Raw genomic sequence first — 23378 nt, forward strand, 5'->3', positions numbered from 1 at the left:
CCACAACGGATCGTCCGGCACGTTCCTGCCGGTAGAAGGGGGCCCATTCACCATGGCCACTGTCCAGTTCGACAAGGCGACCCGGATCTACCCGGGTTCCACCAAGCCCGCCGTCGACGCGCTCGACATCGACATCGAGGACGGCGAGTTCCTCGTCCTGGTCGGCCCGTCCGGCTGCGGCAAGTCCACCTCGCTCCGCATGCTCGCGGGGCTCGAGGACGTCAACGGCGGCGCCATCCGCATCGGTGACCGCGACGTCACCCACCTGCCGCCCAAGGACCGGGACATCGCCATGGTGTTCCAGAACTACGCGCTCTACCCGCACATGACGGTCGCCGACAACATGGGCTTCGCGCTCAAGATCGCCGGCGTCAACAAGGCGGAGATCCGGCAGAAGGTCGAGGAGGCCGCCAAGATCCTCGACCTGACCGAGTACCTGGACCGCAAGCCGAAGGCGCTCTCCGGTGGTCAGCGCCAGCGTGTCGCGATGGGCCGCGCCATCGTGCGTGAGCCCCAGGTGTTCCTCATGGACGAGCCGCTGTCCAACCTGGACGCCAAGCTCCGTGTCTCCACCCGTACGCAGATCGCCTCGTTGCAGCGCCGCCTCGGCATCACCACCGTCTACGTCACCCACGACCAGGTCGAGGCCATGACGATGGGCGACCGGGTGGCCGTGCTCAAGGACGGTCTGCTCCAGCAGGTCGACTCGCCGCGCAACATGTACGACAAGCCGGCCAACCTCTTCGTCGCGGGCTTCATCGGCTCCCCGGCGATGAACCTGGTCGAGGTCCCGATCACCGACGGCGGCGTCAAGTTCGGCAACAGCGTCGTCCCGGTCAACCGTGACGCTTTGAAGGCCGCCGCCGACAAGGGCGACCGCACGGTCACCGTCGGCGTCCGTCCCGAGCACTTCGACATCGTCGAGCAGAACGGCGGCGCCGCCTCGGCGCTCTCCAAGGAGTCCAAGGACGCGCCGGCCGGTCTGGCCGTCTCCGTCAACGTCGTGGAGGAGCTCGGCGCCGACGGTTACGTCTACGGCACCGCCGAGGTCGGCGGCGAGACGAAGGACCTCGTGGTCCGCGTCAACGGCCGTCAGGTGCCGGACAAGGGCGCCCAGCTGCACGTCGTGCCGCGTCCGGGCGAGACCCACGTGTTCTCCACCTCGACGGGCGAGCGCCTGACGGACTGACCCGGGCGCCCGCGCCGCCGTGGAACCGGCGGGCGCGGCGATTCACCCGAGAGAACGAAAGAGGGCCCCGCGGCCGGCCGCGGGGCCCTCTTCGCTGCCCGCACGGATGCCGGAAAGACCCCGGCAGACCGGACGTTTCGAGCCGTGTGCGTCAACCCCGTACCCAGAATCACGGGGTTCGACATCCCCCGAACCGGTGACGGAATGTCCCCTTGTCATCACCGCACGCTACGCTCACTCGCGTGAAGCACTCCACTACCTCGCGGACACGGCGCGGTCCGGGCCCCGCCCGCCGGATCGGCCGTTCCCTCGCCCTCGTCCTGCCCGTCGTCATGGTGCTCTCCGGAACACTCGCGGTCACCCGGGTCAACTGGTCCGGGAGTTCCTCCGACTCGGTGCTGGCCGCGTCCGACGCCGAGCTGTCCCGCCCCGCCGGTCACGCCAAGGCCCGCGCCCCGCAGGACGTGCTGCGCGACAAGCTCCTGCTCGAGATGCAGGAGAAGGACCCGGCCGTCGCGCTGACCCACCTCCAGCAGGCGGTCGACGAACGCCCCTCCCTGGCGAAGCACTGCGCGTCCATCGCCCGCGCCCTCGGCCGCGCCGCGGTCCGCGTCTACGGCCCCACCCGCGCCCAGTCCTACGCCCGCCCGGTCTGCGACACGTCCTTCGCCACGGGCGTGGCAGCGTTCCAGGGCTGAGCGGGGGGTACGGTGCGCGGCGCCCCACAGGGGCGACGTCCCGCGGGGACGCGCCCCTGAAGGGGCGCGGGGCTGTCCTCAATTGCGGCTCCGCCGCGGGGCGCGAGCAACCACACTCACCCCGCACCCGCCGACGAACCCCACCCCCGAGCTCATAGGCACACAACCGAGGGCCATCAGGGCGCAGCCCTGAAAAGGCCCCCTAACCTATCCGCATGACCGATCCGACCACCGCCTCCCGCCCCCGCCAAGCCGTCATCCTGGCCGGAGGCCAAGGCACCCGGCTGCGCCCGTACACCGACGACCGCCCCAAGCCGATGGTCGAGATCCCCGGCACGGGCACGCCGATCATCGGCCACCAGCTCACCTGGCTCGCCGAGGCGGGCGTGACGGACGTCGTCGTCTCCTGCGGCCACCTCGCCGAGGTGTTGCAGGACTGGCTGGACTCCGCCGACCTGCCCGTCTCCGTCACCACCGTCGTCGAGACGGAGCCGCTCGGCCGCGGCGGCGGCCTGAAGTACGCCGCCGCGCACCTCCCCCACCCCGACCGGCCCTGGTACGCCACCAACGGCGACATCTGGACCCGTTTCCCGCTGCGCGACATGGCGGACTTCCACACCGAGCGGGACGCCGTCGCGACCCTCGCACTGGCCCGCCCGCGCATCCCCTGGGGCGCCGTGCAGACCGACGGCTTCGGGCACATCACGGACTTCATCGAGGCCCCGCCCTCCCCGTTCGAGGTCAACGCGGGTGTCTACGTCTTCTCCCCCGAGTTCGCCTCGCTGCTGCCCGAACGGGGCGACCACGAGCGCACCACGTTCCCCCGGCTGGCCCGGGAGCGGCGCCTGGCGGGCTTCCCGCTGCCGCAGGGCGCGTACTGGCGGGCCATCGACACGGCGAAGGACCTCCGCGAGGCCGCGAAGGAACTGGCGGGCCTCCCCCGCTGAAGCCCGCCCCTCCGGGACGGCACAGGCCAGGACGACGCGTGACGGCACCCGTCAGGGCTGCACAAGACGGCACGCACGACGGCAGGGGCCCCGCGCACAGTCCGCGCGGGGCCCCTGCCGTTCACCGGCGTACGGCGTACTCGTCGCCCTACCCCAGCAGTCCGCCGACCAGCCGGTCCGAGCCGCCGGAGCCGCCGGAGCCGCCGGAACCGTTGCCTCCGGAGCCTCCGGTGCCGCTGGTCCCGCCGCTCGCCGTGCCGCCGGCGCCACCCGTGCCGCCCGCGGTGGACGGTCCGGCGCTGGTGCTCGGCGCCCGCTGGGCCGGTGCCTGGTTCTGCGGCGGTGCCTGCCCGGCCGTGCCCTGCGTCTGGCTGGGCTGCCCGCCGGTGACCGCGCCCGTCGTCCGGCTCGCGCCCGGTGCCGAGGCGGACCGCGACGGCGAGGACGTGGCCCCCTGCGACGGCGCCTCGGCGGAGGCCGACGGGCTGACCTTCCGGTGCCGCGCGCCCGGCGTCTCCGGCAGCGGGGAGCCGGGCTGCTCGTTGTGCGGTGCCTCGCCGGGCCCCGGCACGACGATCCGGTCGGCGTCCCGCACCGCGCCGCCGAGCAGCGAGCCGATCAGCAGCGTCAGCCCGGTGACGACGGTGGTGAGCAGGGCGCCCCGGCGCAGGACGTAACGCCGCAGGTCCCAGATGTCGGAGCGCGGGCCGAGCCGGCGCCAGGCCCCGGCGGCGAGCCGGCCGTCGACCGAGTAGACGGGCGCCCCGGCGATGATCAGCGGGGACCAGGCGGCGAGGCAGATGATGTCGGGCGCGTCATAGACCGGGACGGTCTTCCAGCTGACGGTGACGATGAGCGCCGCCGAGAGCCCGGCGCCGACGACGGCCGCGACCCGCTGCCACAGCCCCAGCACGGTCAGGACACCGACGAGCACCTGGAGGAAGGCGATGACCAGCCCGGCGCCGACCGGGTGTTGCAGCGCGAACTGCCGCAGCGGTTCGGCCGCCTCCCAGGGGTGCAGGGAGTTGAGCCACTTGACCATGGAGCCGCGCTCGCCGCCGTCGAAGTAGACGGGGTCGCACAGCTTGCCCATGCCGGCGTAGAGGGAGATGAAGCCGAGGAAGACCCGCAGCGGCAGCAGGACCACGCCGAGGTTCATACGGCGGCCGGGGTAGTAGGCGTGGCGCACGTCGGCCTGCGCGGTGCCGGCGTGCCGTCCGGTGCCGTCGGCGCCCTCGGCGGTCTCGTCGTCCGCGAAGCCGTCGCCGTAACCGTCGCGGCCGTCCTGGCCCGGGTCGTCGTACCCGGCCGCGCCGTACGCCTGTTCGTCGTACGTCTGTTCGTCGTACGCGCTGCCCACGCGGCGCATCTGGGGCAGCAGGCGGGTTCCGGCGGCGGAGTCGGGGGTGCGCTGCCCGCCGACGACCGGGGTGCGCACGGTCGCGTCGCCCATGTCGTCGTCGTAGCCGCCGCCCCCGGAGAAGCCGTCGACGCGGGGGATGACCTGCGTCGCCCCGGCGTCCGCCGGTTCCTCGCCGTGGCGCACGCCGCCCGCCCGCACGGCCTGGAGCAGCCGGTGGGCGCCCGTGTCGTCGGGGGCGGAGCGGCCGCTCCAGACGACGGGGCGGCGCCGGGCCTCGCCGGGCCGGCCCGCGGGGCGCGCGGTGCCCTGCGTGGCGCTCAAGTGCCGTGCGACGGCGGTCGAACGGGCGCGCCGCGTCGACGCCCCCAGTTCCACGCGGAAGCTCGCATGGTTGACGACGACCTGCGCCGGATCGCTCGGCACCTTCACCATGCTGAACGCGGGAGTGTCGTCCGGGGCCGGCGTCCCGAAGCCCGGCGCTCGGCCCCCCGAGGGTGTGCGGGGTGTTCTGGTGTCCACACTCATCTAACCGAGTGACGTGTCGTTAGGACACTGCTTTGACCCCGCCGAACTGTCCGGACCGCGTCAAGGTGGGCGGCCCTGCCCGCTTCGCCCCGATCAGGTGACGGGGCGAACGGGCATTCGGGGGCGCTCAGGCCCGGCGGCGCGCCGTCTCGTACAGCACGATCCCCGCCGCGACACCGGCGTTGAGGGACTCCGCGCCGCCCGGCATCGGGATGCGCACCCGCACGTCACAGGTCTCGCCGACCAGCCGCGACAGGCCCTTGCCCTCGCTGCCGACGACGATGACGACCGGACCGTCGAGCACCGCCAGGTCGCCCAGCGCGGCCTCCCCGTCGGCGGCCAGTCCCACGACCGTGATCCCGGCCTTCTTGTACGCCTCCAGGGCGCGCGTCAGGTTGGTGGCGCGCGCGACCGGCGTACGGGCGGCCGTACCGGCGGACGTCTTCCAGGCGCCCGCCGTCATGCCCGCCGCGCGCCGCTCGGGCACGACCACGCCGTGCCCGCCGAAGGCGGAGACGGAACGGACCACGGCGCCCAGGTTGCGCGGGTCGGTGACGCCGTCGAGCGCCACGATCAGCGGGTCCTCGCCCGCGTCGTGAGCGGCCCCGACGAGGTCCTCGGGGTGCGCGTACTCGTAGGGCGGCACCTGGAGGACGAGGCCCTGGTGGTTGAGCCCGTTCGTCATCCGGTCGAGCTCGGGGCGGGGCGCCTCCATGAGGTTGATGCCGCCGCGCTCGGCCGCGAGCTGGAGCGCCTCGCGCACCCGCTCGTCGTTGTCGATGAACTGCTGCACGTACAGCGTGTTGGCGGGCACGCCCTCGCGCAGCGCCTCGACGACCGGGTTGCGGCCGACGACCAGTTCGGAGGCGGACTTGCCGCCGCGGCCCCGGGGCGCCGGGCGGCGCGTGGTCTGCTTCGCCTTGGCGGTGGCGATGCGGTTCTTCTTGTGGCCCTTGCGCATCTCGGCGGGCGGGGTCGGACCCTTGCCCTCCAGGCCCTTGCGCCGCTGGCCGCCACTGCCGACCTGCGCGCCCTTCTTGCCGGACATGCGGCGGTTGTTGGCTGCCATGACCTGCCTGTCTGTTCGTGAGCGGGTGAGTGAAGAGGGAGGTGCTTCTGAAGTTCGTACGTCTGTGCAGTGTGCCGCCCGGAGGCCCGGACGGCACAATCGATCTTGCGGGAGGGGGACAGACCCCGCGTGCGCCGGCGCGCGCCCCGGGGGCTCACGCCGGCGCCGCGCTCCTAGCGCGGACCGAGGGTCCAGCGCGGTCCCTGCGGGCCGTCCTCGACGACCAGTCCGGACTGGGCGAGCTGGTCACGGAGGGCGTCCGCCGTGGTCCAGTCCTTGCGGGCGCGGGCCGCCTCGCGCTGGTCGAGGACCATGCGGACGAGGGTGTCGACGACGCCGTGCAGGTCGTCGCCCTTACCGCCCGCGCCGGCCCACTGCTCGTCCAGCGGGTCGAGGCCGAGCACGCCGAGCATGGCGCGCACCTCGGCGAGGCGGGCGACGGCGGCCTCCTTGTCGTCGGCGGCCAGCGCGCTGTTGCCCTGGCGGACCGTGGTGTGCACGACGGCGAGCGCCTGCGGGACGCCCAGGTCGTCGTCCATCGCCTCGGCGAACGCCGGCGGCACCTCGGCGGACGGCTCGACGACGCCCCCCGCCAGCTCCACCACGCGCTGCGCGAAGCCCTCGATCCGCGCGAACGCCGACTCGGCGTCCCGCAGCGACTCCTCGCTGTACTCGATCATCGAACGGTAGTGCGGGGTGCCGAGGTAGTAGCGGAGCACGATCGGACGCCAGCGCTTGACCATCTCGGAGACGAGCACCGAGTTGCCGAGCGACTTGGACATCTTCTCGCCGCGCATCGTCACCCAGGCGTTGTGCAGCCAGTACCGGGCGAACTCGTCGCCGTACGCCTTGGCCTGGGCGATCTCGTTCTCGTGGTGCGGGAAGATCAGGTCGAGCCCGCCGCCGTGGATGTCGAACGCGGAGCCGAGGTACTTGTGCGCCATCGCCGAGCACTCCAGGTGCCAGCCGGGGCGGCCGTGGCCCCACGGCGTCTCCCACGTCGGCTCGCCGGGCTTGGCCGCCTTCCACATCGCGAAGTCGCGCGGGTCCCGCTTGCCGGTCTCGCCGCTGCCCGAGGGCTGCTGGAGGTTGTCCAGCTCCTGGTTGGACAGCTGGAGGTAGCCCGGGAAGGAGCGGACGTCGAAGTAGACGTTGCCGTCGGCCTCGTAGGCGTGCCCGCGCTCGATGAGCGTGCGCATCATCTCGACCATCTCGGTGACGTGCCCGGTCGCGCGCGGCTCGTACGTGGGCGGCAGGCAGCCGAGAGCGGCGTAGCCGTCGTTGAAGGCACGCTCGTTCTCGTAGCCGATGGCCCACCAGGGGCGGCCCTGGTCGGCGGACTTGGCGATGATCTTGTCGTCGATGTCCGTGACGTTGCGGATGAACGTCACGTCGTACCCGCGGTACGCGAACCACCGGCGCAGGATGTCGAAGTTGAGCCCGGAGCGGATGTGCCCGATGTGCGGGGCGGCCTGCACGGTGGCACCGCACAGGTAGATCGAGACACAACCCGGTGTGAGCGGGACGAAGTCACGGATCTGCCGGGCGCTGGTGTCGTACAGACGAATGGTCACCCCACCAGGGTAGTGGCCCGGGGCCAGTGCCTCAGGACCGTTCCACCCAAGCTGTGCGTTTTCGTGACCGAGGGCGCCTTGCGAGGGACACGAACCGTGTCGCTGTGCGGCTCCACCGTGCCCCTGAAAGGGGCGCGGGGCTGTGTCTTCTGCGCGGCTCGGCCACGGGCGCGCGACCACCATCGTGCCCATAGGGGCGCGGGGAACTGCGCGACCAGCCCCCACGGGCGGTCAGCCGACAACGCACCCGGGGTCCAAGGGGCGGAGCCCCTTGAAGGGACGGGAAGGGTAGGGGCGGCGGGGGCGAAAAATACCCCCGCTCACCCCACCCGCACCACCAACGCCGTAGCCACCGCCATCAACCCCTCCCCCCGCCCCGGAAACCCGAGCCCGTCCGTCGTCGCCCCGGACACACTCACCGGCGCCCCCACCACCTCACCCAGCACCCGCTGCGCCTCCTCCCGCCGCTTCCCCACCTTCGGCCGCTCCCCCACGACCTGCACCGCCACGTTCCCGATCACGAACCCCGCCGCCCGCACGATCCGCGCCGCCTCCGCCAGCAGCGTCACCCCGGACGCCCCGGCCCACTCGGGCCGCCCCGTCCCGAAGTGCTGCCCGAGGTCACCGAGCCCCGCCGCCGAGAACAGCGCGTTGCACGCCGCATGCGCGACGACGTCCGCGTCGGAATGGCCGGCCAGTCCCGGCCCGGCACCCTCCCACTTCAGCCCGGCACACCACAGCTCGCGCCCCTCCTCGAAGGCGTGGATGTCGGTCCCGATCCCGACCTGCGGCAGCACGACGCCGGGCAGGCCCCGCGTGCCCTCGGCGCCCGTCTCAGAACCCATCGTTGAGCCTCCTCCGCGCGAGGACCGCCTCCGCGAGGACGAGGTCCAGCGGCCGTGTCACCTTGAACGCCTCCTCGTGCCCGGGCACGACCACGACCGTGAGCCCGAGCCGTTCGACCATGCTCGCGTCGTCGGTGACCTCACCGGTCACCGTCTCGTGCGCGCGCACCAGCGTCGCCCGGTCGAACCCCTGCGGCGTCTGCACGGCACGCAGCCGCGCCCGCTCGGGCGTGGCGACGACGGGCTCGGGCGCCCCCGGCGCGCTCGCCGGCTCCACCTGCTTGACGGTGTCGGCGAGCGGCAGCGCCGGTACGACGGCGGGGGCGCCGTCCCGTACGGCCTCGATCACGGCGTCGACCGTGTCCACGGGTACCAGCGGCCGGGCCGCGTCGTGCACCAGGACGACGTCGTGCCCGGGCGGCAGCGCGTCCAGGCCCCGCCGGACCGACTCCTGCCGGCTCTCCCCGCCGGGGACGACGACGAAGTCCGTGCGCTCGGGCAGGGCGTGCGCATCGAGCAGCGCCCTGACCTCGGGGGCCCCGTCGGGCGGGGCGACCACGACGACGAGCTGGACGGCACGGGAGGCCGCCATCGCGCGTACGGCGTGGATGAGCATGGGCGTGCCGCTCAGCGCGCGGAGCGCCTTGGGGGCGCCCGGGCCGAGCCGTACGCCGCGCCCGGCGGCCGGGATCACCGCGGCCACGCGGGGCGCGGGCCGGCCGGAGCCCGGCGCCTGCGGGGCGGCGGGATCGGGCCTTCGCGAAACGGCGGAATCGGCCGTCTGCGGGGCGGGTTCGGGCGCGTGCGGGGCGGCGTCTGAGGGCGAGGAGCGCGGATCGTCGGACATCGGTTCCTGTCAGGTTTGTGTGCTCCGCCGGGGTGGGTATGGCCCTGGGGAGTGCCGGGTGCGCGCCTCGACCGGACCCTTCCGTGACATCCGGTCGAGCGGGCTGCCCGCCCGGCACACTCAGTATCGGGGGCGAAGCACCTTCCCCGAAGCACCGGGGTCCGGGACCACCCCCGACGGCGCAGGACGCCGGCGTCGGACGACCGCGCAGGACATGCGAACACCTGCGCATGAGTACGCGCCGCACGGGTACGCACAGGGCAACGAGGCAGACAGCAGCGAGGCGGACAGCGGGCCAGGCGGGCGCGGTGGTGGGCTCGGTAATGGATCCGGATACGCACATGCCGCAGCGCCCGGCGACAGCTGTTGCGTCATCGGGCACCGCGGCATCTCACATGTACGGTCCGCCGAGCCGTTCGTCCCGCCTCGGCGGCGGCACGGGTGTGCGTTGTTGCGTCAGGACGCGGCGGGCGTCGGGACGCGAGGACCGGGCGTCGTCAGGACGCGAGGACCTCGTCGAGCAGGGCTTCGGCCTTGTCCTCGTTGGTGTTCTCCGCGAGGGCGAGCTCACTGACCAGAATCTGCCGGGCCTTGGCGAGCATGCGCTTCTCACCTGCGGAGAGTCCGCGCTCACGCTCGCGGCGCCACAGGTCGCGCACCACTTCGGCGACCTTAATGACATCGCCGGAGGCGAGCTTCTCCAGATTTGCCTTGTAACGACGCGACCAGTTCGTGGGCTCCTCGGCGTACGGCGCGCGCAGCACCTCGAAGACCCGGTCCAGTCCGTCCTGACCGACCACATCACGCACGCCGACGAACTCCGCATTGTCCGCTGGCACACGCACCGTCAGGTCGCCCTGGGCGACCTTGAGCACCAAGTAGGTCTTGTCCACGCCTTTGATCTGGCGAGTTTCGATAGCCTCGATCAGCGCGGCCCCGTGATGGGGATAGACCACGGTGTCGCCAACCTTGAACGTCATGTGACAGGTACCCCTTCCGTGGCTATCCAGGGTAACACGGAAACGACGTCTTCTGAATGGCGTTTTCGCAGGTCAGGGCATATCTCGGGGCTTGACAAGCGCAACAGGAACGTGCTGCGAGGGGCGAGCGGAACGAGGTATTCGCAGGTCGGAGCGGCTGTGTGGACGGGGCGAAACATGCGCGTCACACCCCCTGGAAGCCGGTGACCAGCACAGAAACGTCCACAAATGTCCGTCTCCAGGTGATCGACATTCGCTACTCCGTTCGGTGATGTGGAGCCGGATACGAGACGAATCCGGAATTGATCAAGACAGACCGAACGGGTGATCACGGGGCGATCAAGTCGTCCCCAAGTCGCACTCGTGGAGTACGACACGGAGTACGGCACGGCATACGGCGGCTTGCGCCGGCCGTGTTACGGAATTGGCGTGGCGCATAGCGCCGGTTAAGTGGGACGGGAGTGGTTCTCGGGACTTTTGTGAATGCGCGACGGGGCCGGTGTCGGCGTGGCTTCGACGCGGCGTCGGGGCGGTTCCCGTACGACGCCGGGCGCGCCCGGGAACGGTTGCGGGGCGCCGACGGCGGCGGCGTGCGGCTGTGACGTGCCGCGGGGCTTCCGGGGCGGTGTCGGGGTGCAGGGGCGGGTCGGGTGCGGCCCCTCGGGAGGCGCTCGGTAACCTAAGGCCGCTGACAGATGCTTAGGGCGGCTTTATTCAGGCAGCCGTCCGTTCCGCCCACGTTCAAGGAGTTGCCGCCGCCGTGAGCAGCAGCCTTCGACGCGGCGCTCTCGCCGCCGCCGCCATCGCGTTCTCGATCGCCTCGCTCGCCGCGTGCGGCGCCGGCAACGACGCCCAGACGCTCGAGGTCAAGCCGGACAACGCGGCGACCACCGTCGGTTCCATCAAGGTGCAGAACGCGCTCGTCATCACGCAGCCCGACCCGAAGGCCACCGGTCCGGCCGTGGTCTCCGCGACCGTCTTCAACACGAGCGGCTCCCCCCAGACGCTGGACTCCGTCTCGCTCGACGGCGGGCCGTCCGCCGAACTCTCGCCCGCCACGGGCAAGGGCAAGATCACCGTTCCGGCGCACGGGTCGGTGGTTCTCGGGGGCGAGGGGAACGCCGCGGCGGTGCTGAGCAGTGGGCGGGAGGCCGTGCGGGACGGGGACGCGCAGAAGGTGACGTTCTCGTTCAGCGACACGGGGGATGTGAGCCTGAAGGCGTTCGTCGTGCCGGCGGAGAGCTACTTCAGCAAGTGGGGGCCGAGCGACATCCCGGCGACGCCGAGTGGGACGTCGTCGGCCTCGGCGTCGTCCTCCGCGTCCTCTTCGGCGGAGGGGGCGTCGGGGTCGACGCCGAACACGTCGAAGACGCCGAAGAGCTCGTCCTCGGCGTCGTCTTCCGCGTCGTCGAGCGCGGCGGGGCAGTAAGAATCGTCTGCGGATGGGGCGGCCGGGGCGGGTTTTCCCGCCCCCGCCGCCCCTTCCCGATCCCGTCCCCGGGGGCTCCGCCCCCGGACCCCCCAAAAGATTGCGCAGTCCCCGCGCCCCTTCTGGGGGCGCGGGGAACTGCGCGACAAGCCACGAGGCGCCGGACAGACGGCCTACGGCTCGAACTTGTAGCCGAGGCCTCGGACCGTCACCAGGTATCTCGGGGCGCCCGGGTCCGGTTCGATCTTGGCGCGGAGGCGCTTGACGTGGACGTCGAGCGTCTTCGTGTCGCCGACGTAGTCCGCGCCCCACACCCGGTCGATGAGCTGCATGCGCGTGAGCACGCGGCCCGCGTTGCGCAGGAGCATCTCCAGGAGGTCGAACTCCTTGAGCGGCAGGTCGACCTTGGAGCCGGAGACCGTGACCACGTGGCGGTCGACGTCCATGCGCACCGGGCCCGCCTCCAGCGCGGCCGGGGTGACCTCCTCCGGCTCCCCGCGGCGCCGCAGCACCGCGCGGATGCGCGCGACCAGCTCGCGCGAGGAGAACGGCTTGGTGACGTAGTCGTCGGCGCCTATCTCCAGGCCGACCACCTTGTCGATCTCGCTGTCCTTGGCGGTCACCATGATCACGGGGACGTTGGAACGCCCGCGCAGCTGACGGCAGACCTCGGTGCCGGGCAGCCCCGGCAGCATCAGGTCGAGCAGGACGAGGTCGGCGCCGTTGCGCTCGAACTCGTCCAGGCCGTCGGGCCCGGTGGCCGCGATGGCGACCTCGAAGCCCTCCTTGCGGAGCATGTAGGACAGGGCGTCGGAGAAGGACTCCTCGTCCTCGACGACGAGCACTCGGGTCACGGAAGGACCTCCGGGGCGGTGAGCGGTGCGTACGGGGATGGTGCGATGGACCGTCGGGCCTCTCCGTCGAGGCCGCGGAGGTCGTCGAGACGATCGTCGGCGTCGGCGTCGACGCTGTCGCCGGCCCCGTCGATCTCGTCGGTCTCGAGCTCGGAGTTGCTGGATGTGCCGGATGTACCGGACGTGCCGGGGGGTGGCTGCGCGCGGTCGCGGGTCGTGCCCGCCTGCGGGAGCCGGAGGGTGAAGGTGGAGCCCTGTCCCTCGGAGCTCCACACCGTGACCTCCCCGCCGTGCGAGGCGGCCACGTGCTTGACGATCGCGAGACCCAGGCCGGTGCCCCCGGTGGCCCGGGAGCGGGCCGGGTCGACGCGGTAGAAACGCTCGAACACGCGCTCCTTGTCCTTCTCGGAGATGCCGATGCCCTGGTCGGTGACGGCGATCTCGATGAGATCGCCGCCGGGCGCGTTCACCCGGCGCGCGGCGATCCCGACGCGCGTCCGGGCGGGCGAGTAGTTGACGGCGTTCTCGACGAGGTTGCCGAGGGCGGCGGCGAGCTGGCCGCGGTGCCCCCAGACACGGAGGTCGGCGGTGCCCCCGGCGGCCATGGTGATCTGCTTGGTGCCGGCGGCGTGCCGACAGCGGTCCATGGCCTCGGCGACGAGTTCGTCGACGCGGACCGGCTCGGCGTCCTCCAGGGGGTCGTCGTTCTGCACCCGGGAGAGGTCGATGAGTTCCTGGACCAGGTTGGTCAGCCGGGTGGCCTCAACCTGCATGCGGCCGGCGAACCGCTCCACCGCCTCCGGGTCGTCCCGGGCGTCCAGGACGGCCTCGGAGAGGAGGGAGAGCGCGCCGACGGGGGTCTTGAGCTCATGGCTGACGTTGGCGACGAAGTCGCGCCGTACCGCCTCGATGCGCCGGGCCTCGGTGAGGTCCTCGACCAGGAGCAGCACCAGCCGCGAGCCGAGCGGCGCCACGCGCGCGGAGACGGCGAGGGCCTCTCCGCGTCCGCCGCCGCGCCGGGCGAGGTCCAGTTCGACCTGCCGTATCTCCCCGTCCCGCCGGGTGTCGCGGGCCATCTGGAGCATCGGCTCCACGGCCAGCTTGCCGCCCCGGACCAGCCCGAGGGCGTATGCGGCGGAGCTGGCCTTGACGACGGTGTCGGCCTCGTCGAGGACGACCGCCGAGGAGCGGAGCACGGACAGCACGGTGTCCACGCCGGGCGGGAGCACGGGATCGGTGTGCAGGGAGGTGCGGGTGGGGCGTGCCTGGTCGCGTTCGCTCCAGCGGAACGCCAGCATGGCGATGACGCCGGTGAGCACTCCGGCGATCGCTGCCGCTGCGGCGACCGCCGCGTTCACGTCCATGCGACCAGGTTAGGCACGGGATCCACCCCTGCCACAGCCGTCCGGGTGCGACCTCGAACACTCGTCGCCCAGAGTTCACCTTGGCGCCAGTGATGGTTCACCCGGGATGCCGGAAACGGACGCGTACGGCCCGGAACGTGGGAGCGTGGGGGTCGCCGGGCTCCGGAACCCCGCCGGCCGAAACGAGAGGGAGACCTGATGCGGGACGCGTACCACGAGGAACTGGACTCGATCGGCGAGGGCCTGGTCGACATGGCCCGGCTCGTCGGGTCGGCGATCGGGCGCGCCACGACGGCGATCCTCGACTCCGACCTGAAGCTGGCCGAGAGCGTGATCGAGGCCGACAAGAAGGTCGACGACCTCCAGCACGAGCTGGAGGCGCGGGCGATAACGCTGCTGGCCCGGCAGCAGCCGGTGGCGACGGACCTGCGGATCGTCGTGACCTCGCTGCGGATGTCGGCGGACCTGGAGCGCTCCGGCGACCTCGCCCAGCACGTGGCGAAGCTGGCGCGGCTGCGTTTCCCCGAGCGCGCGGTCCCGCACGACCTGCACGCGACGATCCTGGAGATGGGCCAGCTCGCGCAGCGCCTGATGGCGAAGGCGGCGGAGGTCATCATCACCAAGGACGTCGATCTGGCGATGCAGCTCGAGCAGGACGACGACGACATGGACCTGCTGCACCGCACGCTCTTCCAGCACCTGATGGACGACCGCTGGAGGCACGGCATCGAGACGGCCGTCGACGTGACACTGCTCGGCCGCTACTACGAGCGGTTCGCGGACCACGCGGTGTCGGTCGCGAAGCGGGTGGTGTACCTGGTGACGGGCGAGCACGCGGACGAGATCCAGGCGGACATCCAGCCGGTGACGGGGGTGGAGGGGGCCTGAGGGGCTTCGGGGGCTTCCGGGGGCCCTGGGCCCTTGTGTCCGTCGGGGCCCTTCGGTCCGTCGGGGAGGCGTGCGCGGGGGGCGCGCGGCGGTGGCGGAGGCGTTCGAACGCCTCCGTGCGCCGTTGATGCGCCCGACGGACGGGGCATGCACTGGGCAGGAGCGCGGGCACCGGCCCGTCGCGGCCACCGCGCCACCGCGGCAACGAGGAGGGACCGAGACCCATGGCCGAATCCCCCAGCACGCCCGACCCCACGCAGGAGCGCGAGACCCAGACGCCGGCCGAGGTCATCGGCCTCCCGCTGATAGCCGCCTGCGGCTGTGGCAGCGGGTGCGGATGCGGGTGCCAGTCCGGGGCGCCGTGCCAGTGCGGTTGAAGGTGCGTCGTGGCTCCTCGCGCCCCGCGACGGAGCCTCAGTTCGACACGGCACCGCGTTTCTGAACGGCACCGCGCTTCTGACGGAACGTGGTGCCGTCCGACGCCCCGGCCGCCCCAGACGCCTCCACCGCCTCCGTGACCGTGTCGGCGCTCGCCGCCTCCGTGACCGTGCCGGCGCTCGCCGCCTCCGTGACCGTGTCGGTCGTACCCGCCGGCTCCTCCGCCGGGAGGCGCCGCATCAGCGCGCCGTAGCCGAGGGCCGCGGCCGTGCCCACCGCCGCGCACAGCCCCCACAGCCACCGCGCGCCGAGGTGGTCGATGACGAACCCGGCCATCAGGGGTGCGACGAGTGCGGCCACGGACCAGGACAGGGTGTAGACGCCCTGGTACCGCCCGCGCCCGTGGGCGGGCGACAGCCGGACGACGAGGCCGGTCTGCGTGGGCGCGTTGATCATCTCGCCCAGCGTCCAGACGCAGACGGTGAGCGCGAAGACGCCCACCGACCCGGCGAAGGCGGTGAGCCCGAACCCGTACCCCGCGAGGAGGGAGGAGACGACGAGCAGCCTGCTGGGGTCCCGGTGGACGAGGAACCGGGTCACGGGGATCTGCAGGGCGACGATGAGCACGCCGTTGACGGCGATGGCGAGGCCGTAGTCGGCGGGCGAGAACCCGGCCGCTCCCATGGCCACCGGCAGGCCGACGAACCCCTGCTGGAAGACGAGGGCGACGAGGAACGACAGCCCGACGACGCCCATGTACCGCCGGTCGCGCAGCACGGTCCCGAGGCCGACGGCGTCGCTCTTGGCCGTGCTCCCGTCGGTCGGCGCGGGCCGTGACTCGGGCAGCTTGAGGAAGACGACGACCGCGCAGGCCATCGTCATCGTCGCCTCGATCAGGAACCCGGCGAGATAGCTGAACTCGGCGATGAACCCGGCACCGGCGGAGGAGACGGCGAACCCGAGGTTGATCGCCCAGTAGTTGAGGGAGAACGCCCGCACCCGGTCCTCGGGCCGCACGATGTCGGCCATCATCGCCTGCACGGCGGGCCGGGAGGCGTTGCTGGCCATGCCGACCAGGAAGGCGACGGCGGCGATGGCGACGGGGTCGCGCATGAAGCCGAGCAGCGCGACGGACAGCGCGGTGGAGGACTGCGCGATGAGCAGCGTGGGGCGCCGCCCCATCCGGTCGGTCATCACCCCGGCGCCGAGCGAGGAGACGACGCCGCCGAGCCCGTACAGCGCGGCGACGAGTCCGGCGTACGAGGCGGAGTAGCCGCGGTCGACGGTGAGGTAGAGCGCCATGAAGGTGGCGACGAAGGCGCCGAGCCGGTTGACCAGCGTGCTGGTCCACAGCCACCAGAAGGTGCGCGGCATACCCGAGACGGTCTCGCGCGCGGCGCGACCCAGACCGGCGACTGACATCGGCTCCCCCACGAACGTACGTATGGACGACGGCGTGGGCAGCGACAGCGAGGTAAGCGCCGAACCCAACGAGCACACCTTACGCATGCGGACCGGGTCGAGCCACCGAAATAAAAACCACCCATGAGCCGCCCCCGGCGTCCACGTGCCGACCACCGCACGCACCCCTCCAGGGGCGTCCATTACGCTCACAGGCATGGCCGACGCACCGTACAAGCTGATCCTGCTCCGCCACGGCGAGAGCGAGTGGAACGCGAAGAACCTGTTCACCGGCTGGGTGGACGTCAACCTCAACGACAAGGGCGAGAAGGAGGCGGTCCGCGGCGGTGAGCTGCTCAAGGACGCCGGCCTGCTGCCCGACGTGGTCCACACGTCCGTCCAGAAGCGCGCGATCCGCACGGCGCAGCTCGCTCTGGAAGCCGCCGACCGCCACTGGATCCCGGTGCACCGCTCCTGGCGCCTGAACGAGCGTCACTACGGCGCCCTTCAGGGCAAGGACAAGGCGCAGACGCTCGCGGAGTTCGGCGAGGAGCAGTTCATGCTGTGGCGCCGCTCCTACGACACCCCGCCGCCCCCGCTCGACCGCGACGCCGAGTTCTCCCAGTTCTCCGACGCCCGCTACGCCATGCTCCCGCCGGAGCTGCGCCCGCGGACGGAGTGCCTCAAGGACGTCGTCGCCCGCATGCTCCCGTACTGGTTCGACTCGGTCGTCCCCGACCTCCTCACCGGCCGCACGGTCCTGATCGCCGCCCACGGCAACAGCCTGCGCGCCCTGGTCAAGCACCTGGACAACATCTCGGACGCCGACATCGCCGGCCTCAACATCCCGACGGGCATCCCCCTCACCTACGACCTCGACCCCGAGTTCAAGCCCCTCAACCCCGGCGGCACCTACCTCGACCCCGAGGCCGCCGCAGCAGCCATCGAGGCGGTCAAGAACCAGGGCAAGAAGAAGTAGCCCTCACCCTCTGCGCCCCCTGCCCGTTCACGCTTCGCGGTGGGGGGCGCTGCCCCTGTATTGGGGGCTTCTCGGGGTGATCGTTGGGTAGGGAACTACCCAACGAGGGGTGCGTAGGACGGGGGTCCCGTGGTTGAGCTCGGGGTGTTGTTCGGGTTGATGGTTGGGTTCGTCGCTTTTCTGGCGGTGACGTTGTTGCGGCGGGGGAACAGGGTTACCGAGAACGCCGATGGGCTGCTTGTCGAGCAGGCTCGGCGGGTGCAGGCGCAGAGGGATCGGTCGACCTACGGGTCGGTCGCCGTGCACAACAGTCTGCCGACGCTGCGGGGCGATCACCGGTTCTAGCCGCGGCTTGTCCCTGCATGTGCGACTAGCGAAACAGCCCCTCACGCGGAAGCTCCCCGCCCGCGGTGTCATCGCGGGCGGGGAGCTTCCTCATGCGCGCCGGAGCCCGGCCGTCGTCACGTCAGTGGTGACGGCCGCGGCCCCAGGAGACGCTGTCGACGCGGTGGCCGCGGTCGTTGCGCAGGGTCGCCGTGTCGCGCTTGTCCCAGACCTCGCGGCGGCGGTCCTGGTAGACGTCACGACGGGTGTCGTGGCCCCTTCCGGTGTGGACGCGCACCGTGGACCGGCCGTCCAGGCGGTAGTGGTGGAAGGTATAGGTGTGGCCGCGCTCGTCGGACAGCGTCCAGCCGTTCAGGTTCACCCCGTGGCGGCCGCTGTTGGTGATCTCCACCCACTCCTTGTTGAGGGTGCGGTTGTCGCGGTCGTCGCGGCCCGGAGCGTCGAACCTGACGTGGCTGATCTGCACCTGCTGGCGCTGCGGACGCGCGTGGTCGGCGGCGGACGCCGGCAGCGCCGCCGCGCCGATCAGGGCGCCCGCCGCGAGTACGGCGGCCGCCAGACGGCGGGAGGAGACGGAGGCGGGAACGCGGGCGGAGGTGCGGACGGGAGCGGGAGCGGAATCGGACACAGGTTCCCCCTGCATGGTGCGGGCACGCCCCGCCGGCGGCCGAAGCCGGGGCGGGAACGATGCGCTGTGCTGGTGCGGCCGGTCGGCCGCGCGTCCCCCACACTGCTCCCGAAGCCCGCTGGGTGAACCCGACATGGATGCCGTGTTACACCTTGTCCATATTTCCGTGACGCTCGCCTGCAACGTCCATTTATGAGGTGACGGCGTCAGGTTGACGCCACGGCGACCGTTTCGGTACCGGAACCATGGGCCGGCCGGGGTCGTGCGCCAGGTCGCGCCACCCCGGCCCGCCTCCGTACCGTCACCCGAAAGTGGGTAACGGGGCGATCACCGCGAGTGAGGCCCCGCGGACCCGCGCTCACGGGTGCATACGGGCGCCCTTGAGGGTCTTGTCGACCGCGTTGCGGGGGCCGTACACCGCGAGGCCGACGAGGTCCAGGTCCGTGGTCGGCACGGCCCGCACCGCCGCCCGGTTGTCGTGGTCGTTTCCCGTGGCGAACAGGTCGCGGGTGAACAGGGCCCGGGGGAGTGCGCGGGACAGGGCGCGGGTGTGGGCCGCCTTCAGGGTCTCCTTCGTGCCCTCGAAGATCAGCACCGGCTGACGGAACATCGGCAGGTACGCCACCCCGTCCGCGTCCCCGTACGGCTCCCCGATCACCTCGGGCACCTGGGCCCCCAGGCCGCTGACCAGGAACGCGGTCACGTTCAGGCGCTGCCACGTCTCCAGGTCGTCGCGGAGCAGTACGGCGATCTTCGTGTCGAAGCGAGGAGTGGGGGCGGCAGGGGCGGCGGGAGTGGTGGGAGTGGCGGATGCGACAGGGGCGACGGGGGCGATTCCGGTGTTTTCGGTGCTCATGGAGTGAGACTGCCGGTGCGCCGGCGGTCCGTTCTTGTACGTTTTTTGCATGGCCGCTCAACGCGAGGTTCGCGAAGCCCGCGAGGCCCGCAAAGTCCGGGACGCCCGCGGGGTTCGCGAGCCCCGCACGGTCCGCGAGGTCTCGGCCTGGCGCCCGCGCGTACCGGGTGTCGTGGAGGTCTTCCACGCCCACTACACCGAGTACGCCTACCCGATGCACGTCCACGACGCCTGGACGCTGCTGATCGTGGACGACGGCGCCGTACGGTACGACCTCGACCGGCACGAGCACGGCACCCCGCACGACACGGTCTCGCTGCTGCCGCCGTACGTCCCGCACAACGGGTCGCCGGTGACCGAGCGCGGCTTCCGCAAGCGGGTGCTCTACCTCGACCTCTCGGTGCTCGACGAGGGGTTGGTGGGAGCGGCCGTCGACGGTCCCGACCTGCGCGATCCGCTGCTGCGCGGCCGGATCGGGCAGCTGCACACCGCGCTGACCCGGCCCGGCGACGAGTTCGAGGCGGAGAGCCGGCTGACCCTCGTCACCGAACGGCTGTACGGGCATCTGCGGCCTCGGGGGCGTCCGGAGGTGCCGCCCCCCGACCGCGGCGTCGCCCACCGGCTGCGCGAACTGCTCGACGCGCGGCTCGTGGAGGGCGTCGGGCTGGAGGAGGCGGCACGGCTGGTGCACGCGCACCCGGCCCACCTCGTACGGGCGTTCGGCCGCAGCTTCGGGATCGCGCCGCACCAGTACCTGATGTCGCGCCGGGTCGAGCGGGCCCGGCGGCTGCTGCTGCGGGGGATGCGGCCGGCCGACACGGCGGTCGCCGCCGGGTTCTACGACCAGGCCCATCTGACCCGGCACTTCCGGCGGCTGGTGGGGGTCACGCCGGGGCGGTACGCGCGCGTCGGCGCCAAGGCCGGCCCTGCGGGCTGAAAACGGCTCTCAGGTGTTGTCGTCCGCGTCCCGGGTGAGGCGGGTGAACGCCTCCAGGTTGCGCGTGGACTCTCCGCGCGAGACCCGCCACGCGTACTCCTTGCGGATCGCGGAGGCGAAACCGAGCTCCAGAAGGGTGTTGAAATCGCCGTCGGCCGCTTCCAGGACGGAGCCGAGAAGGCGGTCGAGCTCGTCGGGGGTGACGGCGGCCAGCGGCACCTTGCCCGCCAGATAGATGTCCCCCAGGCGGTCGACGGCGTACGCGACCCCGTACAGCTTGAGGTTGCGCTCCAGGAGCCAGCGGTGGACGCCGGCCTCGTTCTCGTCGGGGTGGCGGACGACGAACGCGTTCAGGGAGAGCGCGTGCCGGCCGATGCGCAGGGAGAGGGTGGTCGACAGCTTCCGGGTGCCGGGGAGCTTGACGACGTACGCGCCGGGCTCGGGGCTCTCCCACTCCAGTTCGGCGTCCTCGAGGGCGGCCTCGACGACCTCGCCCGCACGTGTCACCCGCTCCGCCTCAGCCATGGTGGGAGCGTACGCGACGGGCGTCGGCGGCGGCCGTACGCATCGGGCGCCGGTGGTCGTGGACGGCTCCCGTGTAGACCTCGGCGGTGGCGGCGGCGGCCGCGTCCCAGCCGAAGCGGCGGGCGTGCCGGGCGGCGGCCTCGCCCATGGTGTCGGTCAGGGCCGGGGTGTCGGCGAAATCGCGCAGCACGCGCGCGTAGGCGGCGGGATCGTGGCCGTCGACCAGGAAGCCGGTACATCGGTCCCGCACGGCCACGGGCAGTCCCCCGACGGCGGCGGCGAGCACCGGCGTGCCGGCCGCCTGCGCCTCTATGGCGACGAGTCCGAACGACTCGCTGTAGGAGGGCATCACCAGGACGGAGGCGGCCCGGAACCAGTCGGCCAGCTGCTCCTGCCCGACGGGTGGCCGGAACCGTACGACATCGGCGATGCCGAGCCGGGCGGCGAGTTTCTGCAACCCCTCGGGCTTCGCCAGGCCGCTGCCGCTGGGACCGCCCACTATGGGGACGACGATGCGGGAGCGCAGCTCGGGGCGCTGGTCGAGAAGGACGGCGACCGCGCGCAGGAGTATGTCGGGGGCCTTGAGGGGCTGGATGCGGCCCGCGAAGAGGGGCACGAGCGCGTCCTGGGGCAGGCCGAGCCGGGCCCGGGCGGCGGCGCGGCCGTCCGCGGGGCGGAAGCGCTCCAGGTTGACGCCGGGGTGGACGACGGCGACCCGCGCGGGGTCGGCGTCGTAGTGGCGGACGAGTTCGCCGGCCTCCTCGTCGGTGTTGGCGATGAGGCGGTCGGCGGCGCGTACGACCTGGGTCTCGCCGATGACGCGGGCGGCGGGTTCGGGGGTGTCGCCGGCGGCGAGGCTGGCGTTCTTGACCTTGGCCATGGTGTGCATGGCGTGCACGAGGGGGACGCCCCAGCGCTGGGCGGCGAGCCAGCCGACGTGGCCGGAGAGCCAGTAGTGCGAGTGGACGAGGTCGTAGTGGCCGGGGCGGTGGCCGGCCCACGCCTGCATCACGCCGTGCGTGAAGGCGCAGAGCTGGGCGGGGAGGTCCTCCTTGGCGAGGCCCTCGTAGGGGCCGGCGTCGATGTGCCGGACGAGGACGCCGGGGCACAGTTCGACGCTGGGGGCCACGGAGGCGGTCGTGGAGCGGGTGAAGATCTCGACCTGGATGTTGAGGTCGGCGAGGCGCTGGGCCAGCTCCACGATGTAGACGTTCATGCCGCCGGCGTCGCCCGTGCCGGGCTGGTGCAGGGGGGAGGTGTGCACGGAGAGCATGGCCACGCGGCGGGGGCGGCGGGACATGCGCAGGCGCGGGGAGGGAGTGGCTGCCGATCGACGCCCGAGCCTGCTGATGTACTGGCTCACGGTGGCGAATCCTCCTTGCGGCGGGCGGGTGGCGGGCGTGCGCGGGGTGCGGGCGGTTCGTGGCGCCGTGGTGGGTGGGCGCGGGGACCCCTCCGACTAGGGCGAACGCCGGAGCGTTCCGCTCCATTTCCGGTGGATGGATCTTTGCCGAATCATTACCGGGGTTCGCTCAACCGTTCGAGGTGGAGTGGGTGCGGGGCGGTGTTCTCCGGGTCTTCCGCCTGCGGGTACCCGGTGGGGGCGGGGGTGCACGTGGGTGGGGATGCCGGGGACGGGACTCCGTCCCCGGCATCCCGCCTACGCGGCGGAGCCGCATGTTGACGCAGCCCCGCGCCCCTTTCGCCGACGTCGCAGAGTTATCCACAGGCTCGGACGGCAGTTGCCGCTCGCGCCCTACTCTCGTACGCATGACAACCCGCGCAGCGTCCCGCCCCGTGGGTACGGCGACTCGCGGGACCACGAACCCCAACCGGCTCCGCCGGATGGACCGGTGGATCGCGGCGACCCACGGCGCCGAGCTCCGCCGCTCCCCCGCCCCCCTCGCCGTCGACCTCGGCTACGGCGCGGCCCCCTGGACCGCCGTCGAGCTGCTGCGGCGGCTCCGTTCCGCCGCTCCCGGCACCCGCGTCACCGGCGTCGAGATCGAGCCCGCCCGCGTCGCCGCCGCACAGCCCTACGCACGGGACGGACTCGAGTTCCGGCACGGCGGCTTCGAGGTGCCGGTTCCCGGGCGGCCCGTGCTGATCCGCGCCGCGAACGTGTTGCGGCAGTACGACGAGGAGGGGGTCGCCGCGGTCTGGCGGCGGCTGTGCGCCCGGCTGGCCCCCGCCGACCGGGCAACCGGCTCCCGCGGCGGACTGCTCGTCGAGGGCACGTGCGACGAGATCGGCCGGCGGCACGTCTGGGTCGCCCTCGGCCCCGAGGGCCCCCGCACCGTCACCTTCGCGGCCCGGCTCGCTTCCCTGGAGCGGCCGTCCGACCTCGCGGAACGGCTGCCGAAGGCGCTCATCCACCGCAATGTCCCGGGCGAGCCGGTGCACGCGTTCCTGCGCGACTTCGACCGCGCCTGGGCCTCCGCCGCGCCCTACGCCTCGTACGGGGTGCGCCAGCGATGGATACGCACGGTCCGCGCGCTGACCGCGGACTGGCCGGTGACGGACGGCGCCGGGCGCTGGCGCCAGGGCGAAGTCACCGTCGCCTGGCCCGCGTTGGCGCCCCGTGACTGGACGGCGGCACCGATACCCGCCGGCTAGCCGGCCCGGCGGCGGGTGCGGAGGGCGTGCGGAGCACACGGCCCGCATCCGCCGGGGAACGATCTCCGCGCGTCGTTCGTCACAGTCGCCGGGAGAACGTTGTCACGGACGCGGCAAGGGGGAGGAAGCCCCCGGTACGGC

Annotated in this window: 22 protein-coding genes; 9 read left to right on the forward strand and 13 right to left on the reverse strand. The window is 72.4% G+C overall.

Annotated features, from left to right (window positions below):
• Nucleotides 1-52: 52 nt before the first annotated feature.
• From OIE12_RS14980 to OIE12_RS14990, 3 genes are all read left to right on the forward strand, one after another.
• The gene (locus tag OIE12_RS14980; RefSeq protein ID WP_329135567.1) at nt 53-1189 is read left to right on the forward strand and encodes an ABC transporter ATP-binding protein; all 1137 of its coding nucleotides are present in this window, start codon (nt 53-55) and stop codon (nt 1187-1189) included.
• Nucleotides 1190-1431: 242 nt separating this feature from the next.
• Nucleotides 1432-1887: a hypothetical protein gene (locus OIE12_RS14985; protein ID WP_329135568.1), complete on the forward strand. Its 456-nt coding sequence runs from the start codon at nt 1432-1434 to the stop codon at nt 1885-1887.
• A 215-nt stretch (nt 1888-2102) separates the two neighbouring features.
• On the forward strand, nt 2103-2834 hold the full coding sequence (locus OIE12_RS14990) for a nucleotidyltransferase family protein (protein WP_329135570.1): 732 nt from the start codon (nt 2103-2105) through the stop codon (nt 2832-2834).
• Between the two features lie 148 nt (nt 2835-2982).
• Here OIE12_RS14990 and OIE12_RS14995 read toward each other — a convergent pair whose 3' ends face one another.
• The 6 genes from OIE12_RS14995 to OIE12_RS15020 form a co-directional block, all read right to left on the reverse strand.
• Entirely contained in the window at nt 2983-4716 is a 1734-nt protein-coding gene (locus OIE12_RS14995; protein WP_329141971.1) for a DoxX family protein, read from the reverse strand.
• A 133-nt stretch (nt 4717-4849) separates the two neighbouring features.
• Nucleotides 4850-5791, reverse strand: coding sequence for a 23S rRNA (guanosine(2251)-2'-O)-methyltransferase RlmB (gene rlmB, locus OIE12_RS15000; protein WP_329135572.1), 942 nt, complete (start codon nt 5789-5791; stop codon nt 4850-4852).
• A gap of 173 nt (nt 5792-5964) precedes the next feature.
• Entirely contained in the window at nt 5965-7365 is a 1401-nt protein-coding gene (cysS, locus tag OIE12_RS15005; protein WP_329135574.1) for a cysteine--tRNA ligase, read from the reverse strand.
• Nucleotides 7366-7685: 320 nt separating this feature from the next.
• Nucleotides 7686-8210 (reverse strand): 2-C-methyl-D-erythritol 2,4-cyclodiphosphate synthase, encoded by a 525-nt coding sequence (gene ispF, locus OIE12_RS15010; protein WP_329135577.1) that lies wholly within the window; start codon nt 8208-8210, stop codon nt 7686-7688.
• The gene (gene ispD, locus OIE12_RS15015; RefSeq protein WP_329141973.1) at nt 8200-8904 is read right to left on the reverse strand and encodes a 2-C-methyl-D-erythritol 4-phosphate cytidylyltransferase; all 705 of its coding nucleotides are present in this window, start codon (nt 8902-8904) and stop codon (nt 8200-8202) included. The genes ispF and ispD overlap by 11 nt, the downstream gene beginning before the upstream one ends.
• 650 nt (nt 8905-9554) lie before the next feature.
• Nucleotides 9555-10037: a CarD family transcriptional regulator gene (locus OIE12_RS15020; protein ID WP_003953493.1), complete on the reverse strand. Its 483-nt coding sequence runs from the start codon at nt 10035-10037 to the stop codon at nt 9555-9557.
• Between the two features lie 760 nt (nt 10038-10797).
• On the opposite strand from OIE12_RS15020, the gene OIE12_RS15025 reads away from it, so the two are divergent.
• Nucleotides 10798-11466, forward strand: coding sequence for a copper chaperone PCu(A)C (locus tag OIE12_RS15025; protein ID WP_329135579.1), 669 nt, complete (start codon nt 10798-10800; stop codon nt 11464-11466).
• Between the two features lie 173 nt (nt 11467-11639).
• Here OIE12_RS15025 and OIE12_RS15030 read toward each other — a convergent pair whose 3' ends face one another.
• Nucleotides 11640-12320, reverse strand: coding sequence for a response regulator transcription factor (locus tag OIE12_RS15030; RefSeq protein WP_007382946.1), 681 nt, complete (start codon nt 12318-12320; stop codon nt 11640-11642).
• Nucleotides 12317-13684, reverse strand: coding sequence for a sensor histidine kinase (locus OIE12_RS15035; protein WP_329135581.1), 1368 nt, complete (start codon nt 13682-13684; stop codon nt 12317-12319). Before OIE12_RS15035 ends, OIE12_RS15030 begins: the two co-directional genes overlap by 4 nt.
• Nucleotides 13685-13882: 198 nt before the next feature.
• On the opposite strand from OIE12_RS15035, the gene phoU reads away from it, so the two are divergent.
• The gene (gene phoU / locus OIE12_RS15040) at nt 13883-14572 is read left to right on the forward strand and encodes a phosphate signaling complex protein PhoU (protein ID WP_329135583.1); all 690 of its coding nucleotides are present in this window, start codon (nt 13883-13885) and stop codon (nt 14570-14572) included.
• 414 nt (nt 14573-14986) lie between these two features.
• Here the strand turns inward: phoU and OIE12_RS15045 are convergent, their stop codons facing one another.
• Nucleotides 14987-16372 carry an MDR family MFS transporter gene (locus OIE12_RS15045; protein ID WP_329141975.1) on the reverse strand — a complete coding sequence of 462 codons (1386 nt, stop codon included), beginning with the start codon at nt 16370-16372 and terminating at the stop codon, nt 14987-14989.
• A 196-nt stretch (nt 16373-16568) separates the two neighbouring features.
• On the opposite strand from OIE12_RS15045, the gene OIE12_RS15050 reads away from it, so the two are divergent.
• Together OIE12_RS15050 and OIE12_RS15055 are read left to right on the forward strand one after the other, a co-directional pair.
• Nucleotides 16569-17330 (forward strand): phosphoglyceromutase, encoded by a 762-nt coding sequence (locus tag OIE12_RS15050; protein WP_329135585.1) that lies wholly within the window; start codon nt 16569-16571, stop codon nt 17328-17330.
• 129 nt (nt 17331-17459) lie between these two features.
• Complete coding sequence (locus tag OIE12_RS15055) at nt 17460-17675, forward strand: hypothetical protein (protein WP_443053829.1); 216 nt, start codon at nt 17460-17462, stop codon at nt 17673-17675.
• 121 nt (nt 17676-17796) lie between these two features.
• On the opposite strand, the gene OIE12_RS15060 is transcribed toward OIE12_RS15055, so the two are convergent.
• On the reverse strand, nt 17797-18303 hold the full coding sequence (locus OIE12_RS15060; protein WP_329135586.1) for a lamin tail domain-containing protein: 507 nt from the start codon (nt 18301-18303) through the stop codon (nt 17797-17799).
• A 358-nt stretch (nt 18304-18661) separates the two neighbouring features.
• Complete coding sequence (locus OIE12_RS15065) at nt 18662-19159, reverse strand: DUF2000 domain-containing protein (RefSeq protein WP_329135588.1); 498 nt, start codon at nt 19157-19159, stop codon at nt 18662-18664.
• 49 nt (nt 19160-19208) lie between these two features.
• On the opposite strand from OIE12_RS15065, the gene OIE12_RS15070 reads away from it, so the two are divergent.
• On the forward strand, nt 19209-20096 hold the full coding sequence (locus tag OIE12_RS15070) for a helix-turn-helix transcriptional regulator (protein ID WP_329135590.1): 888 nt from the start codon (nt 19209-19211) through the stop codon (nt 20094-20096).
• A gap of 9 nt (nt 20097-20105) precedes the next feature.
• Here OIE12_RS15070 and OIE12_RS15075 read toward each other — a convergent pair whose 3' ends face one another.
• Both OIE12_RS15075 and mshA read right to left on the reverse strand, forming a co-directional pair.
• On the reverse strand, nt 20106-20621 hold the full coding sequence (locus tag OIE12_RS15075) for a YbjN domain-containing protein (RefSeq protein ID WP_329135592.1): 516 nt from the start codon (nt 20619-20621) through the stop codon (nt 20106-20108).
• The gene (gene mshA, locus OIE12_RS15080; protein ID WP_329135594.1) at nt 20614-21984 is read right to left on the reverse strand and encodes a D-inositol-3-phosphate glycosyltransferase; all 1371 of its coding nucleotides are present in this window, start codon (nt 21982-21984) and stop codon (nt 20614-20616) included. The genes OIE12_RS15075 and mshA overlap by 8 nt, the downstream gene beginning before the upstream one ends.
• 407 nt (nt 21985-22391) lie before the next feature.
• Between mshA and OIE12_RS15085 the strand changes: the two genes are divergently transcribed.
• Entirely contained in the window at nt 22392-23237 is an 846-nt protein-coding gene (locus OIE12_RS15085) for a class I SAM-dependent methyltransferase (protein ID WP_329135596.1), read from the forward strand.
• Nucleotides 23238-23378 lie beyond the last annotated feature (141 nt).

Origin of the sequence: Streptomyces sp. NBC_00670 (genome assembly GCF_036226765.1) — a bacterium.
In the GTDB taxonomy this organism is placed as follows: Bacteria; Actinomycetota; Actinomycetes; order Streptomycetales; family Streptomycetaceae; genus Streptomyces.